This is a genomic window from Streptomyces sporangiiformans, assembly GCF_005768555.2.
Classification (GTDB): Bacteria; Actinomycetota; Actinomycetes; order Streptomycetales; family Streptomycetaceae; genus Streptomyces; species Streptomyces sporangiiformans.
This window is the reverse complement of record NZ_VCHX02000035.1, coordinates 22871-41596: the sequence shown is the minus strand read 5'-3', so window position 1 is coordinate 41596 and position 18726 is coordinate 22871. Positions and strand designations below refer to the sequence as shown.

Annotated in this window: 16 protein-coding genes; 10 read left to right on the top strand and 6 right to left on the bottom strand. The window is 70.0% G+C overall.

What is annotated here, in order from left to right:
- Positions 1-118: 118 nt before the first annotated feature.
- Positions 119-703, bottom strand: coding sequence for a TetR/AcrR family transcriptional regulator (locus FGD71_RS01790; protein WP_119098566.1), 585 nt, complete (start codon positions 701-703; stop codon positions 119-121).
- 70 nt (positions 704-773) lie between these two features.
- Positions 774-1940, bottom strand: a complete 1167-nt coding sequence (locus tag FGD71_RS01785; protein ID WP_240436341.1) for a methyltransferase — start codon at positions 1938-1940, stop codon at positions 774-776.
- 269 nt (positions 1941-2209) lie between these two features.
- Between FGD71_RS01785 and FGD71_RS01780 the strand changes: the two genes are divergently transcribed.
- Positions 2210-2707 carry an NUDIX hydrolase gene (locus FGD71_RS01780; protein ID WP_119098565.1) on the top strand — a complete coding sequence of 166 codons (498 nt, stop codon included), beginning with the start codon at positions 2210-2212 and terminating at the stop codon, positions 2705-2707.
- Between the two features lie 118 nt (positions 2708-2825).
- On the opposite strand, the gene FGD71_RS01775 is transcribed toward FGD71_RS01780, so the two are convergent.
- Positions 2826-4187 carry a jacalin-like lectin gene (locus FGD71_RS01775; protein ID WP_119098564.1) on the bottom strand — a complete coding sequence of 454 codons (1362 nt, stop codon included), beginning with the start codon at positions 4185-4187 and terminating at the stop codon, positions 2826-2828.
- A 223-nt stretch (positions 4188-4410) separates the two neighbouring features.
- On the opposite strand from FGD71_RS01775, the gene FGD71_RS01770 reads away from it, so the two are divergent.
- The 3 genes from FGD71_RS01770 to FGD71_RS01760 all read left to right on the top strand — a co-directional run bounded on the left by FGD71_RS01770 (position 4411) and on the right by FGD71_RS01760 (position 7837).
- On the top strand, positions 4411-6147 hold the full coding sequence (locus FGD71_RS01770; RefSeq protein WP_119098563.1) for a PHP domain-containing protein: 1737 nt from the start codon (positions 4411-4413) through the stop codon (positions 6145-6147).
- Entirely contained in the window at positions 6144-6674 is a 531-nt protein-coding gene (locus FGD71_RS01765; protein WP_119098630.1) for a hypothetical protein, read from the top strand. Before FGD71_RS01770 ends, FGD71_RS01765 begins: the two co-directional genes overlap by 4 nt.
- A 218-nt stretch (positions 6675-6892) precedes the next feature.
- The gene (locus FGD71_RS01760) at positions 6893-7837 is read left to right on the top strand and encodes an AraC-like ligand-binding domain-containing protein (protein WP_119098562.1); all 945 of its coding nucleotides are present in this window, start codon (positions 6893-6895) and stop codon (positions 7835-7837) included.
- A 22-nt stretch (positions 7838-7859) separates the two neighbouring features.
- Here FGD71_RS01760 and FGD71_RS01755 read toward each other — a convergent pair whose 3' ends face one another.
- Together FGD71_RS01755 and FGD71_RS01750 are read right to left on the bottom strand one after the other, a co-directional pair.
- Positions 7860-8240, bottom strand: a complete 381-nt coding sequence (locus tag FGD71_RS01755; RefSeq protein ID WP_240436340.1) for a DUF6281 family protein — start codon at positions 8238-8240, stop codon at positions 7860-7862.
- 254 nt (positions 8241-8494) lie between these two features.
- Positions 8495-9304 carry a DUF817 domain-containing protein gene (locus FGD71_RS01750; protein WP_119098629.1) on the bottom strand — a complete coding sequence of 270 codons (810 nt, stop codon included), beginning with the start codon at positions 9302-9304 and terminating at the stop codon, positions 8495-8497.
- Between the two features lie 107 nt (positions 9305-9411).
- On the opposite strand from FGD71_RS01750, the gene FGD71_RS01745 reads away from it, so the two are divergent.
- Positions 9412-10548, top strand: coding sequence for a DUF4037 domain-containing protein (locus FGD71_RS01745; RefSeq protein ID WP_119098561.1), 1137 nt, complete (start codon positions 9412-9414; stop codon positions 10546-10548).
- On the opposite strand, the gene FGD71_RS01740 is transcribed toward FGD71_RS01745, so the two are convergent.
- Complete coding sequence (locus FGD71_RS01740) at positions 10532-11611, bottom strand: glycoside hydrolase family 10 protein (RefSeq protein ID WP_119098560.1); 1080 nt, start codon at positions 11609-11611, stop codon at positions 10532-10534. The genes FGD71_RS01745 and FGD71_RS01740 overlap by 17 nt on opposite strands.
- A 276-nt stretch (positions 11612-11887) precedes the next feature.
- Between FGD71_RS01740 and FGD71_RS01735 the strand changes: the two genes are divergently transcribed.
- From FGD71_RS01735 to FGD71_RS01715, 5 genes are read left to right on the top strand one after another with little or no spacing between them, the layout of a single operon-like run.
- Positions 11888-12931: a LacI family DNA-binding transcriptional regulator gene (locus FGD71_RS01735; protein ID WP_119098559.1), complete on the top strand. Its 1044-nt coding sequence runs from the start codon at positions 11888-11890 to the stop codon at positions 12929-12931.
- Positions 12928-13959 carry a Gfo/Idh/MocA family protein gene (locus tag FGD71_RS01730; RefSeq protein WP_119098558.1) on the top strand — a complete coding sequence of 344 codons (1032 nt, stop codon included), beginning with the start codon at positions 12928-12930 and terminating at the stop codon, positions 13957-13959. The genes FGD71_RS01735 and FGD71_RS01730 overlap by 4 nt, the downstream gene beginning before the upstream one ends.
- A 48-nt stretch (positions 13960-14007) precedes the next feature.
- Positions 14008-15618, top strand: coding sequence for an acyl CoA:acetate/3-ketoacid CoA transferase (locus FGD71_RS01725; RefSeq protein ID WP_119098557.1), 1611 nt, complete (start codon positions 14008-14010; stop codon positions 15616-15618).
- Positions 15615-17924, top strand: a complete 2310-nt coding sequence (locus FGD71_RS01720; protein ID WP_119098556.1) for a GMC family oxidoreductase — start codon at positions 15615-15617, stop codon at positions 17922-17924. Before FGD71_RS01725 ends, FGD71_RS01720 begins: the two co-directional genes overlap by 4 nt.
- Positions 17921-18709: an enoyl-CoA hydratase/isomerase family protein gene (locus tag FGD71_RS01715; protein ID WP_119098555.1), complete on the top strand. Its 789-nt coding sequence runs from the start codon at positions 17921-17923 to the stop codon at positions 18707-18709. Before FGD71_RS01720 ends, FGD71_RS01715 begins: the two co-directional genes overlap by 4 nt.
- The last annotated feature ends 17 nt before the right edge of the window (positions 18710-18726 follow it).

Here is an 18726-nt window from a genome sequence, read left to right as displayed (position 1 = left end):
GTGGCGACCGGAAGCAGTCTCTCCGTGAGGTTTTCCGCAGGCTTTCCGCCGGTTTTCCGCAGGTTGTCCGCGGCGTGTTCCGCGGGCTTCCCGAAGGCGCTGCCGCCGGCTCGGCCGGTCAGGCAGCCTTCGTCTCGTCCCTGGGCCAGTGCTCCAGAAGCACGTGCAGGGCGTCGAGGGCCCTCTCCCAGGACGTCTGTACGCCGCGGGGGGCGCCGAATCCGCCACTGGCCTCCAGGCCGCAGTAGCCGTGGAAGGTGCTGCGCAACAGGCGTACGGCGTCCGTGAGATCGGGTTCCGACAGCCCGTAGCCGCGCAGCATTCCGTACGTCACCTCGGCGGTCCGCCGGAACACGCTCGACTCGGCGACGACGGCCGGGTCGATCCGGATCTGCGTGGCCGCGTACCGCCCGGGCCGCTCCAGCGCGTACGCCCGGTAGGCGTTGGCGAACGCGACGAGTGCGTCCTTTCCGGCCCGGCCGGCCACGGCGACCCCGATCCGGTCGATCATCTCGCCGCCCGCCAGCAGCGCGACCCGGGTTCGCAGGTCCTGCACGTTCTTGACGTGCGAGTACAGGCTCGCGTCCTTCACCCCGAACTGCCGTGCCAGTGCGGAGACCGTGACGTTCTCGAACCCGACGTCGTCGGCGAGATCGGCGGCGGCCTCGACCACGCGGGCGGCTGTGAGCCCTGCTCGGGCCATGGGGTGTCTCCTCCGGCAAGCTGCAACCTAACAGTCCTAGGTTTGCGCCTAATATACAGACCGGCTGTGGTCACTGGCGGGCCGCCAGCCGCCACAGCGACGTGACCTCCGCGGCGCGGGCCGTGTGGAGGGGATCGGCGGTGTCTGCGGCCCGTGCGTGCCGCGGCCGGGCGTCGGTCCGGTCCACCACGCGCAGCCCCGCCGTCTCGACGGCGGTCAGTAACTGGCGGCGTGTTCTGAGACCGAGGTGCTCGGCCAGGTCGGACAGGATGAGCCACCCTTCACCTCCCGGTTCGAGGTGGGCGGCGAGCCCGTCGAGGAAGCCGTGGAGCATGCTGCCGTCCGGGTCGTAGACGCCGTACTCAAGGGCGGAGGCCGGCCGGGCCGGGATCCAGGGCGGGTTGCAGACGACGAGGTCGGCACGGCCGTCGGGATAGAGAGCCGGACCGAACACCTCGATCCGCGCGGCGAGTTCGAGACGCTGGACGTTCTCGCGGGCGCAGGCCAGGGCACGCGGGCTGATGTCGGTGGCCACGATGTGATCGAGGCCCCGCCGGGCCAGAACGGCGGCGAGCACTCCGGTCCCCGTACCCAGGTCGAACGCGGTGAGCGGACGGGGGTGGCGGCGCTTCGGTGCGGGCAGGGGTGCTTGGGCGACCAGGTCGACGTACTCGTCCCTGGTGGGGGCGAACACACCGTAGTGCGCGTGGACGCGAGAGCCGAGGGCCGGTACGTCAACGCCCTTGAGGCGCCACTGATGTGCTCCGATCACGCCCAGCAGCTCTCTGAGGGAGACGGCCATTGCTTGGCCTGGGCGCGGCGGACCGTACGCCTCGGTGCACGCCCGGCGCACTTCGGGCGCTCTGCGCAGGTGCAGGGAGTGGTCGTCCTCCAGCAGGACGAGGAGCCTGCCCAGCACGCGGGCGCGGTGGTTGCGGGCCCGGCGCTGCAGATGGAAGGTCTCGGCGGGGCCGTCACCCGACCGGGGCGTCCTTCGGTCGATACGGCGGCCCATCGCTGTCAGCAGTTGACGTGCGTTGTGGAAGTCGCCCCGCCACAACAGCGCCGTGCCCTCGCAGGCCAGGCGGTGGGCGGTGTCGGCTTTCATCCGGTCGTCCGCGACGACGACTCGGCCGGGCGGCGGTGTCGCGCTCTCGGAATGCCAGCGGGCGGATCGTACGGTGCGGGACTCGGTCTGGGGCTGGGTCTCGGTCTCGGTCCAGTGGATCGTGGACACGACGTACTCCTCGTGATCGAACGTGCGGGGGCACGAAGAGCACTTCGACGAGGAGCGGGAGAAGCCGTGAAACCGCGCGTGCCGTGGCACGTGCGGGAGTAACTGGGCAGGCTGGGCTATCGCTCCCGCGTCGAAGCGCGAGAGGAGAAGTCGCCGACGACCATGCCGAGAACCATGCCGAGCGTCATGACCAGCCCTGTCAGAGAGGTGAACCAGAAGATTCGCACAGCTCTGTCCTGGCGAGCAAACAGTGTCCCTGGAAGGACACCATGAACGACATCGCTGCCAATGGCGCAGACTTCACCGCGTCCATCAACGGTCAGGAGTGGCTCGTTGCGTGGTATCCGCCTCCTGACCCACCGTCGGGTACGCCGCACGGCGCGGAGGCGGTGTGCGTCGCCGGAGATCGGATCGTCATGGTCAGCGGAGACGGGCAGCGGTGGGGTCTGCCCGCCGGTCGCCCCGAGCGGGACGAGCGGTGGGTCGACACGATGCGACGCGAGGTCCGTGAGGAAGCCTGCGCGGAGGTGACGGACTGCCGGCTTCTCGGTTTCAGTCGGGGCGTCTGTGTGCGAGGTCCGCAGAAAGGGCTGGTGCTGATCCGGTCGATATGGCGGGCAGAAGTGCGTCTGGCTGCGTGGGAACCGCGCTTCGAGATGGCCCACCGTCGTCTCCTGCCGGCTGAGCAGGCGTTCCAGCTCCTGACCGTTCCCAGCGGCCTCGGCCCCTTCTATCGACGGCTGTTCGCCGAAGCCGCCGTCTCCTGACCCGACATCGAGGGCCCGAGGTCACCAGAAAAGTGCCGTACGCACACGCGGGTGACCGGTGGCCTCCGCCCGGACGGAACGTACAAGACGTCTGGGCGGAGGCCCACATGAACCGCGGTCAGTCGATCGGTGCGTACAGCACTCCCAGCTTGTCGACCTCGGCGCCCGAGCGGCCCGTGAAGCCGACGATCTGCCAGCCGGACGGGGCCGTGTACGTCACGGTGTCCGAGGTGGCCGAACCGGCCGTCAGGGTGCGGGACTTGTCGGTGGTGAAGGACGCCGAGAAGATCCGGGTCCGGCCGTCCTTCTGGCCGCGTGTGAGCTTCACCGAGGTGAGGTGTTCGCCGGAAGCGAGGGTGAGGGACTTGGCCGTGCCGCCCGTACCGCCGTGCGTCAGGGGCGTACCGGTGTCGTGCGTCAGGGACACCGCGTCCAGGCGGGAGTCGCCGCGCAGCGTGAGCGTGCGGGGCGCGGGCGTGGACGGGAGGTTGTCCGCGTCGTTGAAGGCCGTGCCGTGCGGGCCGCCGAAGAAGTCGCTTGCGCGGAGCTTTGCGGGCAGGGACCAGGAGAAGTCGACCGTGTGCGGGAAGTGGTCGGAGAGATTGCCGCCCTTCGAGTCCAGGAATTTCGCCCACTCGTTGTTGTAGCGGGTCGCGGTGAGGTTCACCAGGTTGCTGCCGCGGTAGAGGACCTTGTCCACCACCTCGCAGTCGTTCGTCGGGGCCGTCTCGGAGCAGACGAGTGCGTCGCTGCCCTGGGCCGGCGCGCTGCCCCCGCGGACCAGCTTGACCCATGGGTCGGTCAGGCCGTTCTCGTTGACCAGCGTGCGGATGTTGTCGCCCGTGCGCGTGTAGCGGGTGTTGGTGTCGCCCATGACGATCACCGCGTTGCCGGCCGAGTTCGCCTGGATGAAGTCCGAGAGCTGCTCGATGTTGGCGCGGCGGGCCGCGAGCGCGTCATCCGTCGAGTCCGCGTTCGTGTGCACGTTGTAGAGGTCCACGAAGACGCCCTCGGCGAGCCGGACCCGGGCCTGTGAGAAGCCCTTCGGGGTGAGGCAGTTGGTGCCGGTGCAGTTCTTCCACTTCACCCGCTCGAAGTCCTCGAACGAGTGGTCCGAGAGGGTGTTGAGCCCGTCGCCGAAGGGGACCCCGCCGCTGGTCGCGGTGCGGTACGGGTGGTTGTCGCCCGCGTACAGCGCCGCGTGGTAGTTGAAGTCCTCCTGCACATTGACGATGTCGTACGGCGCGAGACGCGGGGAGATCAGCGGGGTGTTGGTCTTCGGATTGCCGGAGCTCAGCCCCTCCGGGAGGCCCGCGACGTTGTACGTCAGGACGTTGAAGGTGCCCGAGGAGGGGGCGGCGGCTGCCGCGGGTGCCGCAGCCGTGGCGGTGGCCGTGGCGGCGGTGGTGGTCGTGGCGGCGGTGGCGAGTCCGGCCGCGGCCAGCGCGCCTGCCACGAGGGTGCCGACGAGTTTTCTCATGGTGGGGGCGTCTCCAGTCGGAGGAAACGGGGGAAGGTGAACGGTGCTCAGGTTCGAGGTCAACCAGTGTGGCGTACAAGAGCAGTTGGGGAAACAGTGAGGGCAGGGACGAGGTGCCGCGTCCGGGTCGCCCGGTGATCACCCTGTTGTTGAGCGATGTTCATGTTTCGCGCGGAGTCTCCTCACGCGGCAGCAGCCGCGCCGCGGGACTGAGGAGGCCGACATGGGACACGGACACGGACACGGACACGGGCAGGCGCACGGGCATGGACATGGGCACGTGCATGGGCATCCCCACCATCATTCCGACCACGAGGCCACCGATCTCCCCGCCGCCTTCGACACCTCCGTGCCCGACGAGGCCCTGACCCCTGACCAGCACTCACGCCGCTCCATGTTGCGGCGGGCCGGTCTGCTCGGCGCCGGCCTGACGGCCGGGAGCGTTCTCGCACAAGGGGCCACGACCCCCGCGTACGCCTCCGAAGGCCGCCGGAGGAACGGTGGCTTCCTGTGGCTGGCCGGCGACCACCACATCCACACGCAGTACAGCAACGACGGCAAGTACCGCGTCTCCGACCAGGTCCGCCAGGGGGCCCGGCACGGCCTCGACTGGATGGTCATCACCGACCACGGCAACGAGACGCACGCGAAGATCGGCGTGGAGAAGGTCAATCCGGACATCAAAGAGGCTCGGGCGGCGTACGAGGACACGCTTGTCTTCCAGGGCCTGGAGTGGAACATCCCGGCCGCCGAGCACGGCACGGTCTTCGTCCACCCCGGCAAGAACGAGGTCGCCGTCCTCAAGGAGTTCGAGACCTCGTACGACGGCGGCGTGAAGAAGGCCACGGACTCGACGCCCGCCAACGAGGCCCTCGCCATCGCGGGTCTCAACTTCCTTGCGGAGCAGGTCCAGCGACGCAAGGTCAAGGACATCCTGATGCTCGCCAACCACCCCGCGCGCAAGGGCATCGACTCGCCGCACGAGATCCGGGCCTGGCGCGACGCCACGGGCTCGGGCCGCCAGATCGCGGTCGGCATGGAGGGCGCGCCCGGCCACCAGGCCGCCGGCATCGAGAAGTCCGTAGGCATGGGCCGCGCCCGTGGTCTGTACGACGGCAGCCCCGGCGCCAACTCCTTCGCCGCGTACCCCCTGGAGAGCTACCGCACCTGGGGCGGCTTCGACTGGATGACCGCCACCGTCGGCGGCCTGTGGGACAGCCTCCTGGCCGAGGGGAAGCCCTGGTGGATCACCGCCAACTCCGACTCCCACAACGTCTACACGGACACCGCGAAGCGCGGCGGCCCGGACAGCGACTACCTGGCCAACGGCAAGCACACGGACCCCGTTTACAGCGGCAAGATCGATCTCACCGAGGGTGACTACTGGCCCGGCCAGTACAGCCGCACCCATGTCGGCGCCGACGGCTTCACCTACGCCGCCGTCATGGACGGCATCCGCGCCGGCCGTGTCTGGGTCGACCACGGTCAGCTCATCAGCGGCCTCGACGTCCGTGTCTCGGGCGGCGGCCGGTGGGCCACACTCGGGGGCGCGCTGCACGTCAAGAAGGGCACGAAGGTGACCCTGACGGTCGAGGTCGCCCTCGCGGGCGCCCCCAACTGGGCCGGCTTCGTGCCGCAGCTGGCCCGGGTCGACGTCATCCGGGGCGACGTCACGGGCACGGTCGCGGACAAGGACACCTTCACCGCGCCCACGGCGAAGGTGGCGAAGTCGTACGAGGTCGGCAAGTCCACCGGCAGGGTCCGCCTCACGTACTCCCTCGGTCCGGTCGATCGTCCGCTGTACGTCCGCCTGCGCGGCACGGACGGCAACCGCTCCGCGACGGGCCTCATGGGCGCGGCGGTCGACCCGTCCGGCCCGGCCATCGACGTCGTCGGCGACGCGGACCCGTGGAACGACCTGTGGTTCTACTCGAACCCGGTGTGGGTCCTGCCCTCGTGACCACCGTCGGGAACACCTTCTGGGTCGACACCGAGACGACGACCCTCCGCGAGGCGGACCACCTTCTCCAGACCCTGGCAGCCGAACTCGCCCTCTCGGAGGACATGTTCGGCTGCACACACCTGGTACGGGGGGAGCGGCCGAGGATCGTGCTGTCGTTCACGGCGGCGGCGTCGGAGTCGGAGACGGTGACGGTGGCTGAGGCGGCCCGCCACCTCACGGCCAAGGGCTACGAAGTGACACCCGGCGCCCCCGACGAGGCGGGCCGCGCTGTCCTCTACCCAGGGGTCTCGCGGCTGACCGGCACGCTGACGATCGCGGAGCTGCTGTCGAACTCGGCTGTCGACCACGTCACCGTGCTCGGCTCGACCGGCGAACCCCCTCCGGACCAACGGGTCCTGACGAGAGATCACGTACGCCCGCTATGGCGTGACGGAGCACTGGTCCTGACCGCGATGCCGGCCGCGGGCGGCGTGCTGGTTCCCTTCGAGGTCCCGGACCCGACACCGTGCTGTGCGGATCACTGAGGGGACGGCGGGAAAGAGAGGGTGCGGCCGGCCGGGTCCAGGTGGTCCCGGCCGACAGTGCTCCCCCACAGAGCACGCTACACAGACGGCGTCGCGGTGACTCTCCACATCGTGCCCAGGTGGTCGCCGATTCGCGCCACGGAACCACGCAATGCCCCAGGTCGTCACAGAAAGTGAGATGCCCTTCACGGGGAAACGGCTGAGCGGGGGACACCTCCATGCACACCGGCGCCTTACACGTACACCACGCCACCGTCGGCCAGTTGCAGAGGGCGGCATCGTCGGTACTCGCACCGCTCGCGGTGACGGCTCCGGATGCCGGGGCGTTCCGTGCCGACATCGATGCGGCCGCGCTGGGGTGTGGAGCCGTTGCCCGGATTCGTGGCTCCGGACACGTCGTCTCGCGCCTGCCGCGTGCCATCACCTCCACGGACCCCGAACTGCTGAAGGTGACGTTGCACGGGTCGGGAAACGCGATCGCTTCCCAAGGTCGCAGCCAGTCCCCGGCGGGAAGCGGTGACCTGGTCGTTCTCGATATGACACGGCCGTATCGGCTCGCCGTCTCCGAAGGGTGCGACGTCATCGCAGTCGGCGTCCCGCGCGCCGCGCTCGGCCGCCACTGCGACGCCGTCGCCCGCCTCAGCGCCCAGCGTCTGCCGACCGACAGCGGTGCCCAGGCCGTGCTCGCGGCGTTTCTGTCGGGCCTCGGACGCCATCTGGACGAACTGGCCGCACCGGCCGACAGCCATGTCGCCGACGCGCTCGTCTCCCTGCTGGTCGCCGCTTTCACGGAGCGTGTGCCGGAGCAGGTGGACACCGCCACCGACCTGGTCGACCGCATCCGCGTCTACGCTCTGGCGAACATCGCGGACCCGTCCCTGTGCGTCGAGTCCGTCGCCGCGGCCCACGGCATCTCGGCCCGTCATCTGCACCGCCTCTTCCGGCACACCGGCACCACGTTCGCCGCGTGGCTGCGCAGCGAGCGCCTCGACCGCATCCGCCGGGACCTGCTCGACCCGGCCCACGCAGGGCGCACCGCCGCCGCCGTTGCCGCCCGCTGGGGCCTGCACGACCCGGGGCACATCGGGCGTGCGCTCAAGGCGCGTTACGGACAGACGGCGCGCGACCTGCGCGAAGCGGCCGCCACCGGGCCGGCATCATGAACCGTCGATCAGTTTCTTGACTTCAGGCGGAAGCCCCTGGCCGGAGCGGACGGCGACGAAGACAGCATCGCTGGGGGGTGCCTCCCACCGCGATGGCGACGCCGGGGTCCAGCCCTTCGACTTCATAGGCCGTCGTCGGGGTCGCGGTGCTGCCGTCGTCATCGTTGTTCGGTGTGTCGTCGCACGGCGGGTGGGTAGCGGTACCGAGCTTTTCCCCGACCGTGAAATCGACGTTGGCCACCTCCGAGTACCTTCGGGTCTCGTAGTCGACCAGAAACGCACAGGACGACGCGGACTCGACGCCACCGCTCGAAGAAGTGCAGGCGACGGACGCCGTCACGGTGACTGCCGCCAGCAGTGTCCACACGGATCCGCTCCGGCCGACCGGGAGTACAACTCTCATCGACACACCTTGTCTTGGAGCGTCAGCTCCTGCTCAGTGGATGCTGCGGAGGCCGAGGACACCGCCCTCCGTCCCGAAGAACGCGCCCGGCCTCATGAACACCGACGCAGCGGATGTCGCATTCGTTCGAGCCGCACTCCCTCGGATCGCGCCGCACCACCGGTGACCATCAGCGCCAGACGAAACGATGCCGTGCCGACTGCCGGATCCCGGCAGCCAGCAGTACCTCGGAGGCATGAAGGACGTCCGCCGCTTCAGCCAGTGGCACTGGGTCCGGCGTTGTCCTTGTGCCGCGATCGGCCGACCGCTGCCAGTACGAAGGTGATGCTGATCAGCAGCGTCCAGGCGCCGAACTTGTCGACTCCGACAGGCTGCCAGCCATCGAGCTGGTACGGGTAGCGCCAAGCGCCCAGATAGGTGGCGAGGTTCTCGGCCACCCACAGGAAGAAACCGATCAGGACGAACGACAACGCCACGGGCATGCGTCGGCGTACACCGCGCACCGTGTAACGCACCGAGGTGCCCGCAGTGACTGCGAGGAGCAGTACGGCCAGCGGCCGGCGCGCGTCGGGCAGCCAGTGATGGGTGAAGAAGTTGACGTAAATGGCTGCGGCCACAGCCGCTGTCGACCGCGGTCGGTAGCGGACCAGTTCCAGGTCGAACAGGTGCCAGGCCCGGCAGACGTAGCTGCCGACAGCCGCGTACAGGAATCCTCCGTACAGCGGCACGCCCGCGAATTTCAGCACGGCCGGCTCCGGATAGCTCCACGAGCCGAGGGACACCTTCACCAGCTCGAAGGCCAGGCCTATGACGTGGCAGACGGCGATGACGGCGAGGTCCCGCCCGTCCTCCCAGCCACGCAGCCAGAACAGCAGGGTGAGCAGCACGCCGTAGGCGACGAGCAGGTCGTAGCGGGCTACGGGGAGATCCGGCAACACGGTGGACGCCGCCACCCCGGACAGCAGCGCGATGGCGAAGGCACAGGCCCGGGTGTGTATCCAGGCGAAATCAAGCAGCTGGCGAACCGATGAGGCCAGGGGGCCGATGATGCTTGCGGTGAACATGGTGCCCTGTAGGACGGGCACGTGCCTTCCGGGGTTGGCTGCCAAGCGGCCGAAGGCCCAGACGTAATCCGGTGGTTCGCGGCGGCCCGGCCCGGCAGAGTGACCGCATGCCGACATCTCCCACCTCACCAACCAGCCCACGGCCTCCCTCACCCCCCGCCGCGTTCCTCCCCGGGCTCGAGCTCTCCCGGGTCCTGTACGAGGAGGCGGTGCGGCCGATCCTGGCCGAGGCGTACCCCGGGCTTCGGTACACGGCCGCGCGCGTCGGCTCGGGCTCGGAGGTGCTGGGCTTCGACACACCGCGGTCGGCGGATCACGAGTGGGGGCCGCGGCTGAACCTGTTCCTGTCGGCCGAGGACGTCACCGAGCACGGGGAGCGGATTCACCGGCTGCTGGCCGAGCGTCTGCCCAAGGAGGTGCGCGGTTGGCCCACCCACTTCCGCCGCCGGGACGACGACGCGCTGGATCCGGTGTCGGGGCACATGGAGCCGGCGGACGGGCCCGTCGATCACCGGGTGTCGGTGGACGGGCTCGGGCCGTGGGCCGTGACACAGCTCGGCGTCGACGCGCTCGCCGCCGAACCGACCACGCGGGACTGGCTGTCCATCCCCCAACAGCGGCTGGCCGAAGTGACGGCGGGCGCCGTCTTCCACGACGGGCTCGGGCTGGACGCCGTACGGCGGCGCCTCACCTGGTACCCGGACCAGGTGTGGCGTCACCTGCTCGCCTGCCAGTGGCAGCGGCTCTCCCAGGAGGAGGCGTTCGTCGGTCGCTGCGCGGAGGTCGGGGACGAGCTCGGCTCGGCGGTGGTCACCGCGCGGCTGGTCCGCGACCTGATGCGGCTGTGCCTGCTGTTGGAGCGGACGTACGCCCCGTACAGCAAATGGCTGGGCAGCGCCTTCGCGCGGCTGCCGGTGGCCGCGGACCTCACTTTGTCGCTGCGCGGGGCGCTCGCCGCGACGGAGTACGCGGACCGGGAACGGCACCTGTGCGACGCCTACGAGAAGGCAGGCGCCCTGCAGAACGCGTCCGGACTCGCGGAGCCGGTCGACCCCGCCCGCCGCCGCTACCACAGCCGCCCGTTCCTGGTATTGCACGCCGAGCGTTTCGCGCAGGCCCTGAGCCGCACGGTCACCGACCCGGAGCTGTGCTCCCAGCCGTTGACCGGCGGCGTGGACCAGTGGGCGGACAGCACCGACTTCCTCGGTCTCGTCGGTCGTCAGGCCGTCAGGCCGCCGGGTTGAGTCCGTTCGACAGACCGGTGTAGGACGGCTTCGCCGCGTAGCTCTCGTTGTACGGGAGGGCCGCGCCGTAACCGTTGAAGGTGCCCGGGACCCAGGAGTACTTGTCGGTGATGCCCCAGACCGTGATGCCGGCGCACCGGGGGACACCGAGGCAGTTCTCGGTCGCCGTCTTGTAGTCGGTGGACTGCTGGGCGAGTTCGGCGCTGGAGGCGGGCAGCGGGATGCGGATGTCGAGTTCCGTGACGGAGACTTCCAGACCGAGGTCCGAGAAGCGCTTCAGGTTCGCCTTCATCGAGCTCGGTACCCCGCCCACCACGAAATGGGACTGGAAACCGATGCCGTGCAACGGGACGCCCTGGGAGAGGAGTTGCTTGGCCAGGTTGTACAGGCCGTCGCTCTTCGCGTTGTCCGCCTCGATGTTGTAGTCGTTGATGTACAGCTTCGCGGCCGGGTCGGCGGCGTGGGCCCAGCGCAGGGCGTTGGCGATGTAGCCGGTGCCCAGCTTGTTCTGCCACAGCGAGCCGCGCATCGAGCCGTCCTCGTTGAACGTCTCGTTGATGACGTCCCAGGCGTAGATCTTGCCCTTGTAGCGGCCGACGGTCGTGTCGATGTGCTTCTTCAGGATCGTGTTCAGCTCGGAGGCGGAGAAGTTGCCGTTCTTGAGCCAGGACGGGAGCTGGCTGTACCAGGCGAGGGTGTGGCCGCGTACGCCTTGCTTGTGGACACTCGCGTGCGCGACGAGCCGGTCCGCGGCGCCCCAGTTGTAGCTGCCCCGGCTCGGCTCCAGCGCGTCCCACTTCATCGCGTTCTCGGCGGTGACCGAGTTGAACTCGCGGTCCAGCACGGTGGTGTACGCCGACTCGGTGCGCAGCGGTCCGTCGGAGACCGCGGCGCCGATCTTCACGCCGCGGGCATCGGCGTAGCCGCGCAGGGTCGTGGCGGCCGAAGCCTGGTCGGTGAACTGGGGGAGTACGACGACGGCGGTCGCCACGAGCGCGCCGGCGGCCAGGAGGGGGAGGGGACGGAGGGCACGGCGACGGTGGGTTCTCGGTGAGTGCGACACGGCGGCTCCTCGTGGGTGGGAGTGGTCGCACTCCAGTCGCCGCCGGTCAGTGGAACGTTGCCGTTACTCACACGACGGTTGGTAGATCGATATACCAAGTTCTGGCTCCACGCTTGCGCGAGCATGCGGCATCTGTCAAGGCGAATACCTGCCGTACCTGCGAATCAACGCATCTTTTCCGGAAACTTATGTCGCACCTCTTGACGCATGGACGCAACGCGGCCGACAGTCCTGTGCATCAGCAAGTAGACCGATCTACTAGGCAGTGGGGAAGAGATGCCAAGAGTCACCCTCAGCGACGTCGCGGCGGCCTCCGGAGTCTCCAAGGCCACGGTGTCCCTCGTGGTGCGGGACAGCTCCCGGGTGTCCGCGGCGACGAAGGCGCGCGTTCGCGAAGCCATGGAGCAGCTGGGTTACGTGTACGACCGGCGGGCGGCGAACCTGCGTGCCCAGCGGTCGATGACGGTGGCCCTCGTCGCGACGAACGTGCGCAACCCGTACTTCGCCGAGCTGACGATGGCGATCGAGCGTGTGCTGTACAAGCGCGGCTACACGCTGCTGCTCGGCTACAGCCACGACGACCAGGAGCGACAGACGCGGTTGCTGGAGGCGATGAGCGAGCACCGGGTGGACGGGATGCTGCTGGTTCCCTCGTACGACACCAGCGGCGACATGCTCCAGAAGTCCCTGGGCGCGTCAGGAACCCCCCATGTGCTGGTCACGCGCCATGTGCCCAGTCACCAGGCGGACTACATCGGGGTGGACAACCGGGCGGCGGGACAGCTGCTCGGCGATCACCTGGTGCGGTCCGGGCGACAACACGTCGCCTTCCTCGGTGGCCCGCCCCGTTCCACGGCACGAGTGGAGCGTGAGCAGGGGCTGCGCACCGCACTGGAGGGACATGGGCTCGCCCTCGACCCCGCCCTGTCGATTGCCACCAGCGCCGACCGCGACGGCGGCGAGCGTGCGGTCGAACTGCTCGCCGAGACCGGCCGACCGTACGACGCGATCGTCTGCTACAGCGACGTGGTGGCGTTCGGCGCGATCTCCGCGCTCCGGGCGCGGGGCGTCGAGGCGGGCCGGGAAGTGGCCGTCGCGGGCTTCGACGACGTCCCCGACGCCGCCCTGCAGCACCCCTCGCTCACCACGGTCGCCACGCATCCCGACCAGACCGGCGCCGAAGCGGCGGAGCTCCTGCTCCGCCGCATCGAGGAACCGGACCTCCAGCCGCACACCGTGCTCCTGACACCGGAACTGAAGGTGCGCGAGTCCACCCGGAGCCAGGACGGCTCCGCCCCGCACACCCCGGACACGCGATGAGAGCGCCCTCGACCGGACTCCGCTGGGGCCTGATCGGAGCCAGCGACATCGCGGCCACCCGGATGATCCCGGCCATGCGGGGGCTCGGCCACAGTGTCACCGCGCTCTGCTCTTCATCGGCACTGCGCGCCACCGTCTGGGCGGGTGTGCACGGCGTCCCCCACACCACCACCAGCGTCGAGGACCTGCTCGCCCGGGACGACGTCGACGCCGTCTACATCAGTACGACCAACGAACTGCACCTGCCCCACACGCTCGCCGCTGCCGCCGCCGGCAAGCACGTGCTGTGTGAGAAGCCGCTCGCGCTCTCCCTCGCCGACGCCTGGTCGATGGTCGAGGCCTGCCGGACCGCGGGCGTGGTGCTGGGTGTGAACCACCATCTGCCCGGTGCCGCCACCCATCGCCGCATCCGCGAACTCGTCGCGGCCGGCGCGGTGGGGCGGCCTCTGGCGGCCCGGGTGTCCCACGCCGTGGCGCTGCCGGAACGGCTGCGCGGCTGGCGGCTGCGTGACCCGGGCGCCGGAGCAGGGGTCGTACTCGACATCACCTGCCACGACGCCTCGGTCACCAACGCGCTGTTCGGCACGCCCGTCGAGGCCACGGCCCTGGCGGTGCGCCAGGGCCCGTGGGAGGCGGCGGTCGAGGACGCCGCGATGAGTGTCGTCCGCTACGGCGAAGGCGTACTGACCCAGACCCACGACGCGTTCACCGTCGCCCACGCCCGCACCGGCCTGGAGGTCCACGGCACCGGCGGGTCGATCACCGCGGTCGACGTCATGACCCAGAACCCGGTCGGCACGGTCCACCTGCACGACGCCGCCGGCTCCCGGGAGATCGACGTACCCGGCCGACGTGATCTGTACGAGGTCGTCCTGGAGGACTTTGCCCGCGCGGTCTGTGGCGCGGGGGAGCCGACCGTCACCGGCTCGCAGGGAGTGCACGCGCTCGCGGTAGCCCTCGCCGTCCAGGAGGCCGCCCGCACCGGGCGTACGACACCCGTCGACCTCGCCCCCGCCACAGCGCGCTGACCACTCGCCTGCCTGACCGTGCCCCCAAGAAGAAGGAAAGGCATCTCCATGCGAACTGTGCCCGCGGTGACCGCCGTCGAGGCGGCCGAGCTGATCCCGGACGGAGCGGTCGTCTCGGTGAGTTCCTCCTCCGCGCTGGGTTGCCCGGACGCCGTCCTCGCCGGTATCGGTGAACACTTCGCACAGACGGGTAAACCGTGCGGACTGACCACGGTGCACCCCATCGCGGCCGGTGACATGTACGGCGTCCCCGGCATCGACCACCTGGCGCAGCCGGGGCTGCTGTCCCGGATCGTCGCCGGCTCATATCCCAGCGGGCCGTCGTCCGCCGAACCGCCCCGCATCTGGAAGATGATCGAGGCCGATGAGGTCGAGGCGTACAACCTCCCCTCCGGCGCGCTGTTCCAGATGCACAGGGCGGGTGCCGCCCGCCAGCCGGGAATCCTCAGCGAGGTCGGCCTTGACACGTTTGTCGACCCCCGTCACCAGGGCGGCCGGATGAACTCCGCCACCACCGAAGATCTCGTCACCCTCGAATCGCGGGAAGGCCAGGAGTGGCTGTTCTACCCCGCGGTCCGCCCCGACGTGGCGATCGTCCGGGCGACCACCGCCGACGAGTGCGGCAATCTCACCTTCGAGGACGAGGGCTCCACGCTGGGCGCGCTGGACCAGGCATACGCCGCGCACAACAACGGCGGGATCGTCATCGCCCAGGTCAAGCGGGTCGCTGCCGCGGGCACCCTGGATCCCCGCCAGGTACGCGTGCCTGGCATCCTCGTCGACGCTCTGGTGGTGCACGAGGAGCAATGGCAGACCACGCAGACCGTCTACGATCCCGCGATCAGCGGCCAGATCCGCCGACCGCTGGAGGTCGTCGAACCGGCACCTTGGGGCCTGGAGAAGGTCATCGCCCGGCGAGCCGCGCAGGAGCTGTGCAAAGACGACACCGTCAATCTCGGCTTCGGCATTTCCGCCCTGATCCCCAGGGTCCTCGTCGAGGAAGGCCACGCCGACGCCGTCACCTGGGTCATCGAGCAGGGCGCCGTCGGCGGAGTGCCCCTCACCGGGTTCGCGTTCGGCTGTGCGCTCAATCCGCAGGCCCTGATGCCCAGCATCGACCAGTTCACGTTGCTGCAGGGCGGCGGCTTCCAGTGCGCCATGCTCTCCTTCCTGGAGATCGACCAGTTCGGCGACGTCAACGTGCACCATCTGCCCGGCCGCCGCCACGTCACCGCCGGCGTCGGAGGCTTCGCCGACATCACCTCCGCGGCGCCGAACATCATCTTCAGCGGCAACTTCACCGCCGGACGGCGCGACATAGCCATCGAGGAAGGCCGACTGATCATCCGCCAGGACGGCGCCGTGCCCAAGCTCGTGGAACGCGTCAGCGCGGTCACCTTCTCCGGCCGTCGTGCCCTCGCCCAGGGCCGCCGTGTCCGCTACGTCACCGAGCGCTGTGTGCTCGAACTGCGCGAACAGGGCCTCACCGTCATCGAGATCGCACCCGGTGCCGATCTTCAGAGGGACGTACTCGACAAGGCCGCCTTCCCGCCGGCCGTCGCGGACGACCTGCGCGAGATGGATGCGCGGCTGTTCCGCCCTGAACCCGTAGGCCTGGCACTCGACACCCCGCACCACACCAAGGCAGGTATGCGATGACCACCCCCTCGCCCGGGACATCCCCGTCGGGGATCTCCTTCCCGTCCGGCGCGGCCCGCACCGCGCTGACCGCTACCGAGGCGCACGTCGCAGACGCTCTCTTCGAACGGCTCTTCCCCGCGGACGACAACGGCCCCGGGGCCCGTGCCATCGGCGTCCTCGACTACGTCGACCGCGCCCTCGCCGGCCACGACAGCCGCCACGTCCCCCTCTACCAGGCCGTCCTCGCATCCCTCGACGCCTCGGCGCGCAGCACCTTCGGCCACGGTTTCGCTGACCTGCGCACCGACCAACAGGACGCGCTCGTACAGCACTTCAGCGAGGGTGGACTCGACGCACCGCTCGGCCCCGACGAGCAGCAGCTCGCCTTCGCGCAGATCCGCGCCCATCTCCAAGAGGGGCTGTTCGCCGATCCGGCCTACGGCGGCAACCGTGAGGAGGCGGGTTGGCGGCTGCTCGGCCACCCCGGCGTCTGGCTGGAGAACTCCGCCGAGGAGAACCTCTCCACGGAGCCGGTGACCAAGGACGGAGTCGTCCGCGCCCTGGCCGATGTCGCGGACACGCTGCCTCACGACGAGGCGGAGGAGGAGTGGACGCGCGAGGCGTACCGCAACGCCCTCTCGCCCCGGTCCACGGACGAAGTGGACGTCCTGCTCGTGGGCGTCGGCGCCATGGGCGGACTGGTCGCCCAGACCTTTGCCGAGGCCGGCCTGTCCGTCGTAGGCCTGGAGGCGGGCCCCTGGCGCGCCAAGGACGACTTCCGGCCCGACGAGCTCGGCGACGCCTACTACGCCCGCGCCGGACTCGGGCCCAAGTTCCAGACGGAGACGCCTCGTTGGCGCCAGGACGGGGACGACGCCGAGACCCTGGAGGCGACGTTCTCGCTCGGCCGGATGGTCAACGGCGTCGGCGGCTCGGCCGGCCACTACGGCGCCTGGCTGCGCCGCTTTCACCCCTGGCACTTCCGGCCGCTGACCCGCATCACCGGGCAGTACGGGCGAGACGTGCTCCCCGAGGACTGCACCCTCGCCGACTGGCCGGTCACGTATGACGAGTTGGAGCCGTACTACACACGCCTGGAGCACCTGATCGGTGTGGCCGGCGACGAGTCCAACCCGTACATCGAACGCAGCAAGCCGCTGCCGATGCCCCCGATGCGGCCCTTCTCCCTCGGCGAGCGGTTCCGTACTTCGACCGAGGCCCGGGGCCTGCATCCGCATGCCGTGCCCGTGGGCGTCAACACCGTCGAGTACGGCGGTCGGCCCGCGACGACCTACTCGGCGTGGAGCAACGGGCTCGGCACCAGCAGCGGGGAGCGGTGGCACCCCGGGCTCGGCCCGGTGCCGCAGGCTCTGCGGACCGGCAGGTTCGAGCTGCGCACCCACTGCCGCGTCACCCGCGTCCTGCTCGACTCCACCGGGAAAGCCGTCGGAGTCGAGTACCTCGACCCGAACGGCAGGGTGCGCACTCAGCATGCCCGTGCCGTGATCCTGTCCGCCTACACGTACGAGAACCTGCGGCTGATGTTCGTCTCCGCGGACAGCAAGCATCCCGACGGACTGGGTAACAACACCGGCCAGCTCGGCAAGCACTACATGACCAAGATGTTCGCCCACGTCAACGGCTACTTCCCTGGCGTGTACTTCAACCGGCACACCGGTCCGGCGGCCCAGGGCGTGGTGCTGGACGACTACGTCGCCGAGCAGTTCGACTTCGCGACGCACGGCTTCCTCGGAGGCGCCACCCTCGGCGCCGAGCAGCAGTTCCTGCCACTCCAGATAAGCCGGGAGTGCCTGCCGCCCGACGTCCGCCCCTGGGGGCGGTCCTACCGCGACCACCTGCTGCGCTGGCAGCACCAGGGCGTGGTGCGGATCCAGCCGGACTCGCTCCCGTACGCCGGGCACTTCGTTGACCTCGACCCACGACACCGCGACCGATCCGGCGTGGGCATGCCGGTGGTCCGCGTCACTTACCGGCTGCGCGAGAACGAGCGTCGGCTCGCGGCCTGGATGGGCGGGCAGGCCGACATGATCCTTCGCGAGATGGGCGCGGCCACCACGTGGGAAGGTCCGCACTTCACCGGCGTCGGCTCCAGCCACGACCTGGGCGGCACCCGTTTCGGCGAGGATCCCACCGGCACGGTCCTCGACCCGTGGCTGGCCGTTCACGACACCCCGGGCCTGCACGTCTACGGCGGCTCGGCCTTCCCCAGCTGCCCCGGCATCAACCCGACGCTCACCATCTGGGCGGTCGTCCTGCGCGCCGCCGAGAAGCTGGCCCGAGACCTCGGCGGGAGCGTCGTATGACCATCAACGATGGTGCGGGCGCCGTACAGGTCAAGACCGAAGGCCACGTCGCCACGATTCTCCTCGACCGGTCCGCCAAGCTCAACGCGCTCACTCCCGAGATGCTGGACGACCTCGAAGCGGCACTCCGCACCGTCGCCGCAAGTGACGCCCGAGTGGTCGTCCTACGAGGCGCCGGCCCGAAGGCGTTCTGCGTCGGCGCGGACATCAACCGCTTCTCCTCCCTCACCCCCGTCGAGATGTGGCGGGAGTGGACCGCCCGCGGCCACCGCGTCTTCGACCTGCTCGCTTCGCTGCGCCAGCCCACGGTGGCCGTGGTGCACGGGGTGGCCGCGGGCGGCGGGCTGGAACTCGCGCTCGCCTGCGACTTCAGGATCGTCACCGCGGGCGCCCGGCTCAGCCTGCCCGAGGTCGGCCTGGGAACCGTCCCCGGCTGGGGAGGCACCGAGCGGCTGACCGAGCTGGTCGGCCGGGCCCGCGCCAAGCAGGTCGTCCTGGCTCGGCAGCAGTTGGACGGGCCGACGGCCACCGCGTGGGGCCTCGCCACGGCGTGCCCGGAACCGGACGCTGCCGAGGCCGCCGTGACGGACCTGGTCGACCGGCTGTCCGCCGGTGCACCGACAGCCGTCCAGATCGCCAAGCAGCTGATCGACGCCGCGGCCGAGGGCGCCCCCAGCCGCGTACTGGAGGTCCTCGGCGGCGGCCTGACCTCGGCCACCGAGGACCTCGCCGAAGGGGTCCGCGCCTTCCACGAGCGCCGCGCCCCGCACTTTCACGGGCGTTGACCGCCACCACGCGGACG

Coding starts and splice junctions, on each gene's coding strand:
- FGD71_RS01790 (WP_119098566.1), bottom strand. CDS start 703: ATGGCCCGAGCAGGGCTCACAGCCGCCCGCGTGGTCGAGGCCGCCGCC.
- FGD71_RS01780 (WP_119098565.1), top strand. CDS start 2,210: ATGAACGACATCGCTGCCAATGGCGCAGACTTCACCGCGTCCATCAAC.
- FGD71_RS01750 (WP_119098629.1), bottom strand. CDS start 9,304: ATGTTCACCGCAAGCATCATCGGCCCCCTGGCCTCATCGGTTCGCCAG.
- FGD71_RS01735 (WP_119098559.1), top strand. CDS start 11,888: ATGCCAAGAGTCACCCTCAGCGACGTCGCGGCGGCCTCCGGAGTCTCC.
- FGD71_RS01745 (WP_119098561.1), top strand. CDS start 9,412: ATGCCGACATCTCCCACCTCACCAACCAGCCCACGGCCTCCCTCACCC.
- FGD71_RS01725 (WP_119098557.1), top strand. CDS start 14,008: ATGCGAACTGTGCCCGCGGTGACCGCCGTCGAGGCGGCCGAGCTGATC.
- FGD71_RS01730 (WP_119098558.1), top strand. CDS start 12,928: ATGAGAGCGCCCTCGACCGGACTCCGCTGGGGCCTGATCGGAGCCAGC.
- FGD71_RS01775 (WP_119098564.1), bottom strand. CDS start 4,187: ATGAGAAAACTCGTCGGCACCCTCGTGGCAGGCGCGCTGGCCGCGGCC.
- FGD71_RS01755 (WP_240436340.1), bottom strand. CDS start 8,240: ATGAGAGTTGTACTCCCGGTCGGCCGGAGCGGATCCGTGTGGACACTG.
- FGD71_RS01770 (WP_119098563.1), top strand. CDS start 4,411: ATGGGACACGGACACGGACACGGACACGGGCAGGCGCACGGGCATGGA.
- FGD71_RS01720 (WP_119098556.1), top strand. CDS start 15,615: ATGACCACCCCCTCGCCCGGGACATCCCCGTCGGGGATCTCCTTCCCG.
- FGD71_RS01715 (WP_119098555.1), top strand. CDS start 17,921: ATGACCATCAACGATGGTGCGGGCGCCGTACAGGTCAAGACCGAAGGC.
- FGD71_RS01760 (WP_119098562.1), top strand. CDS start 6,893: ATGCACACCGGCGCCTTACACGTACACCACGCCACCGTCGGCCAGTTG.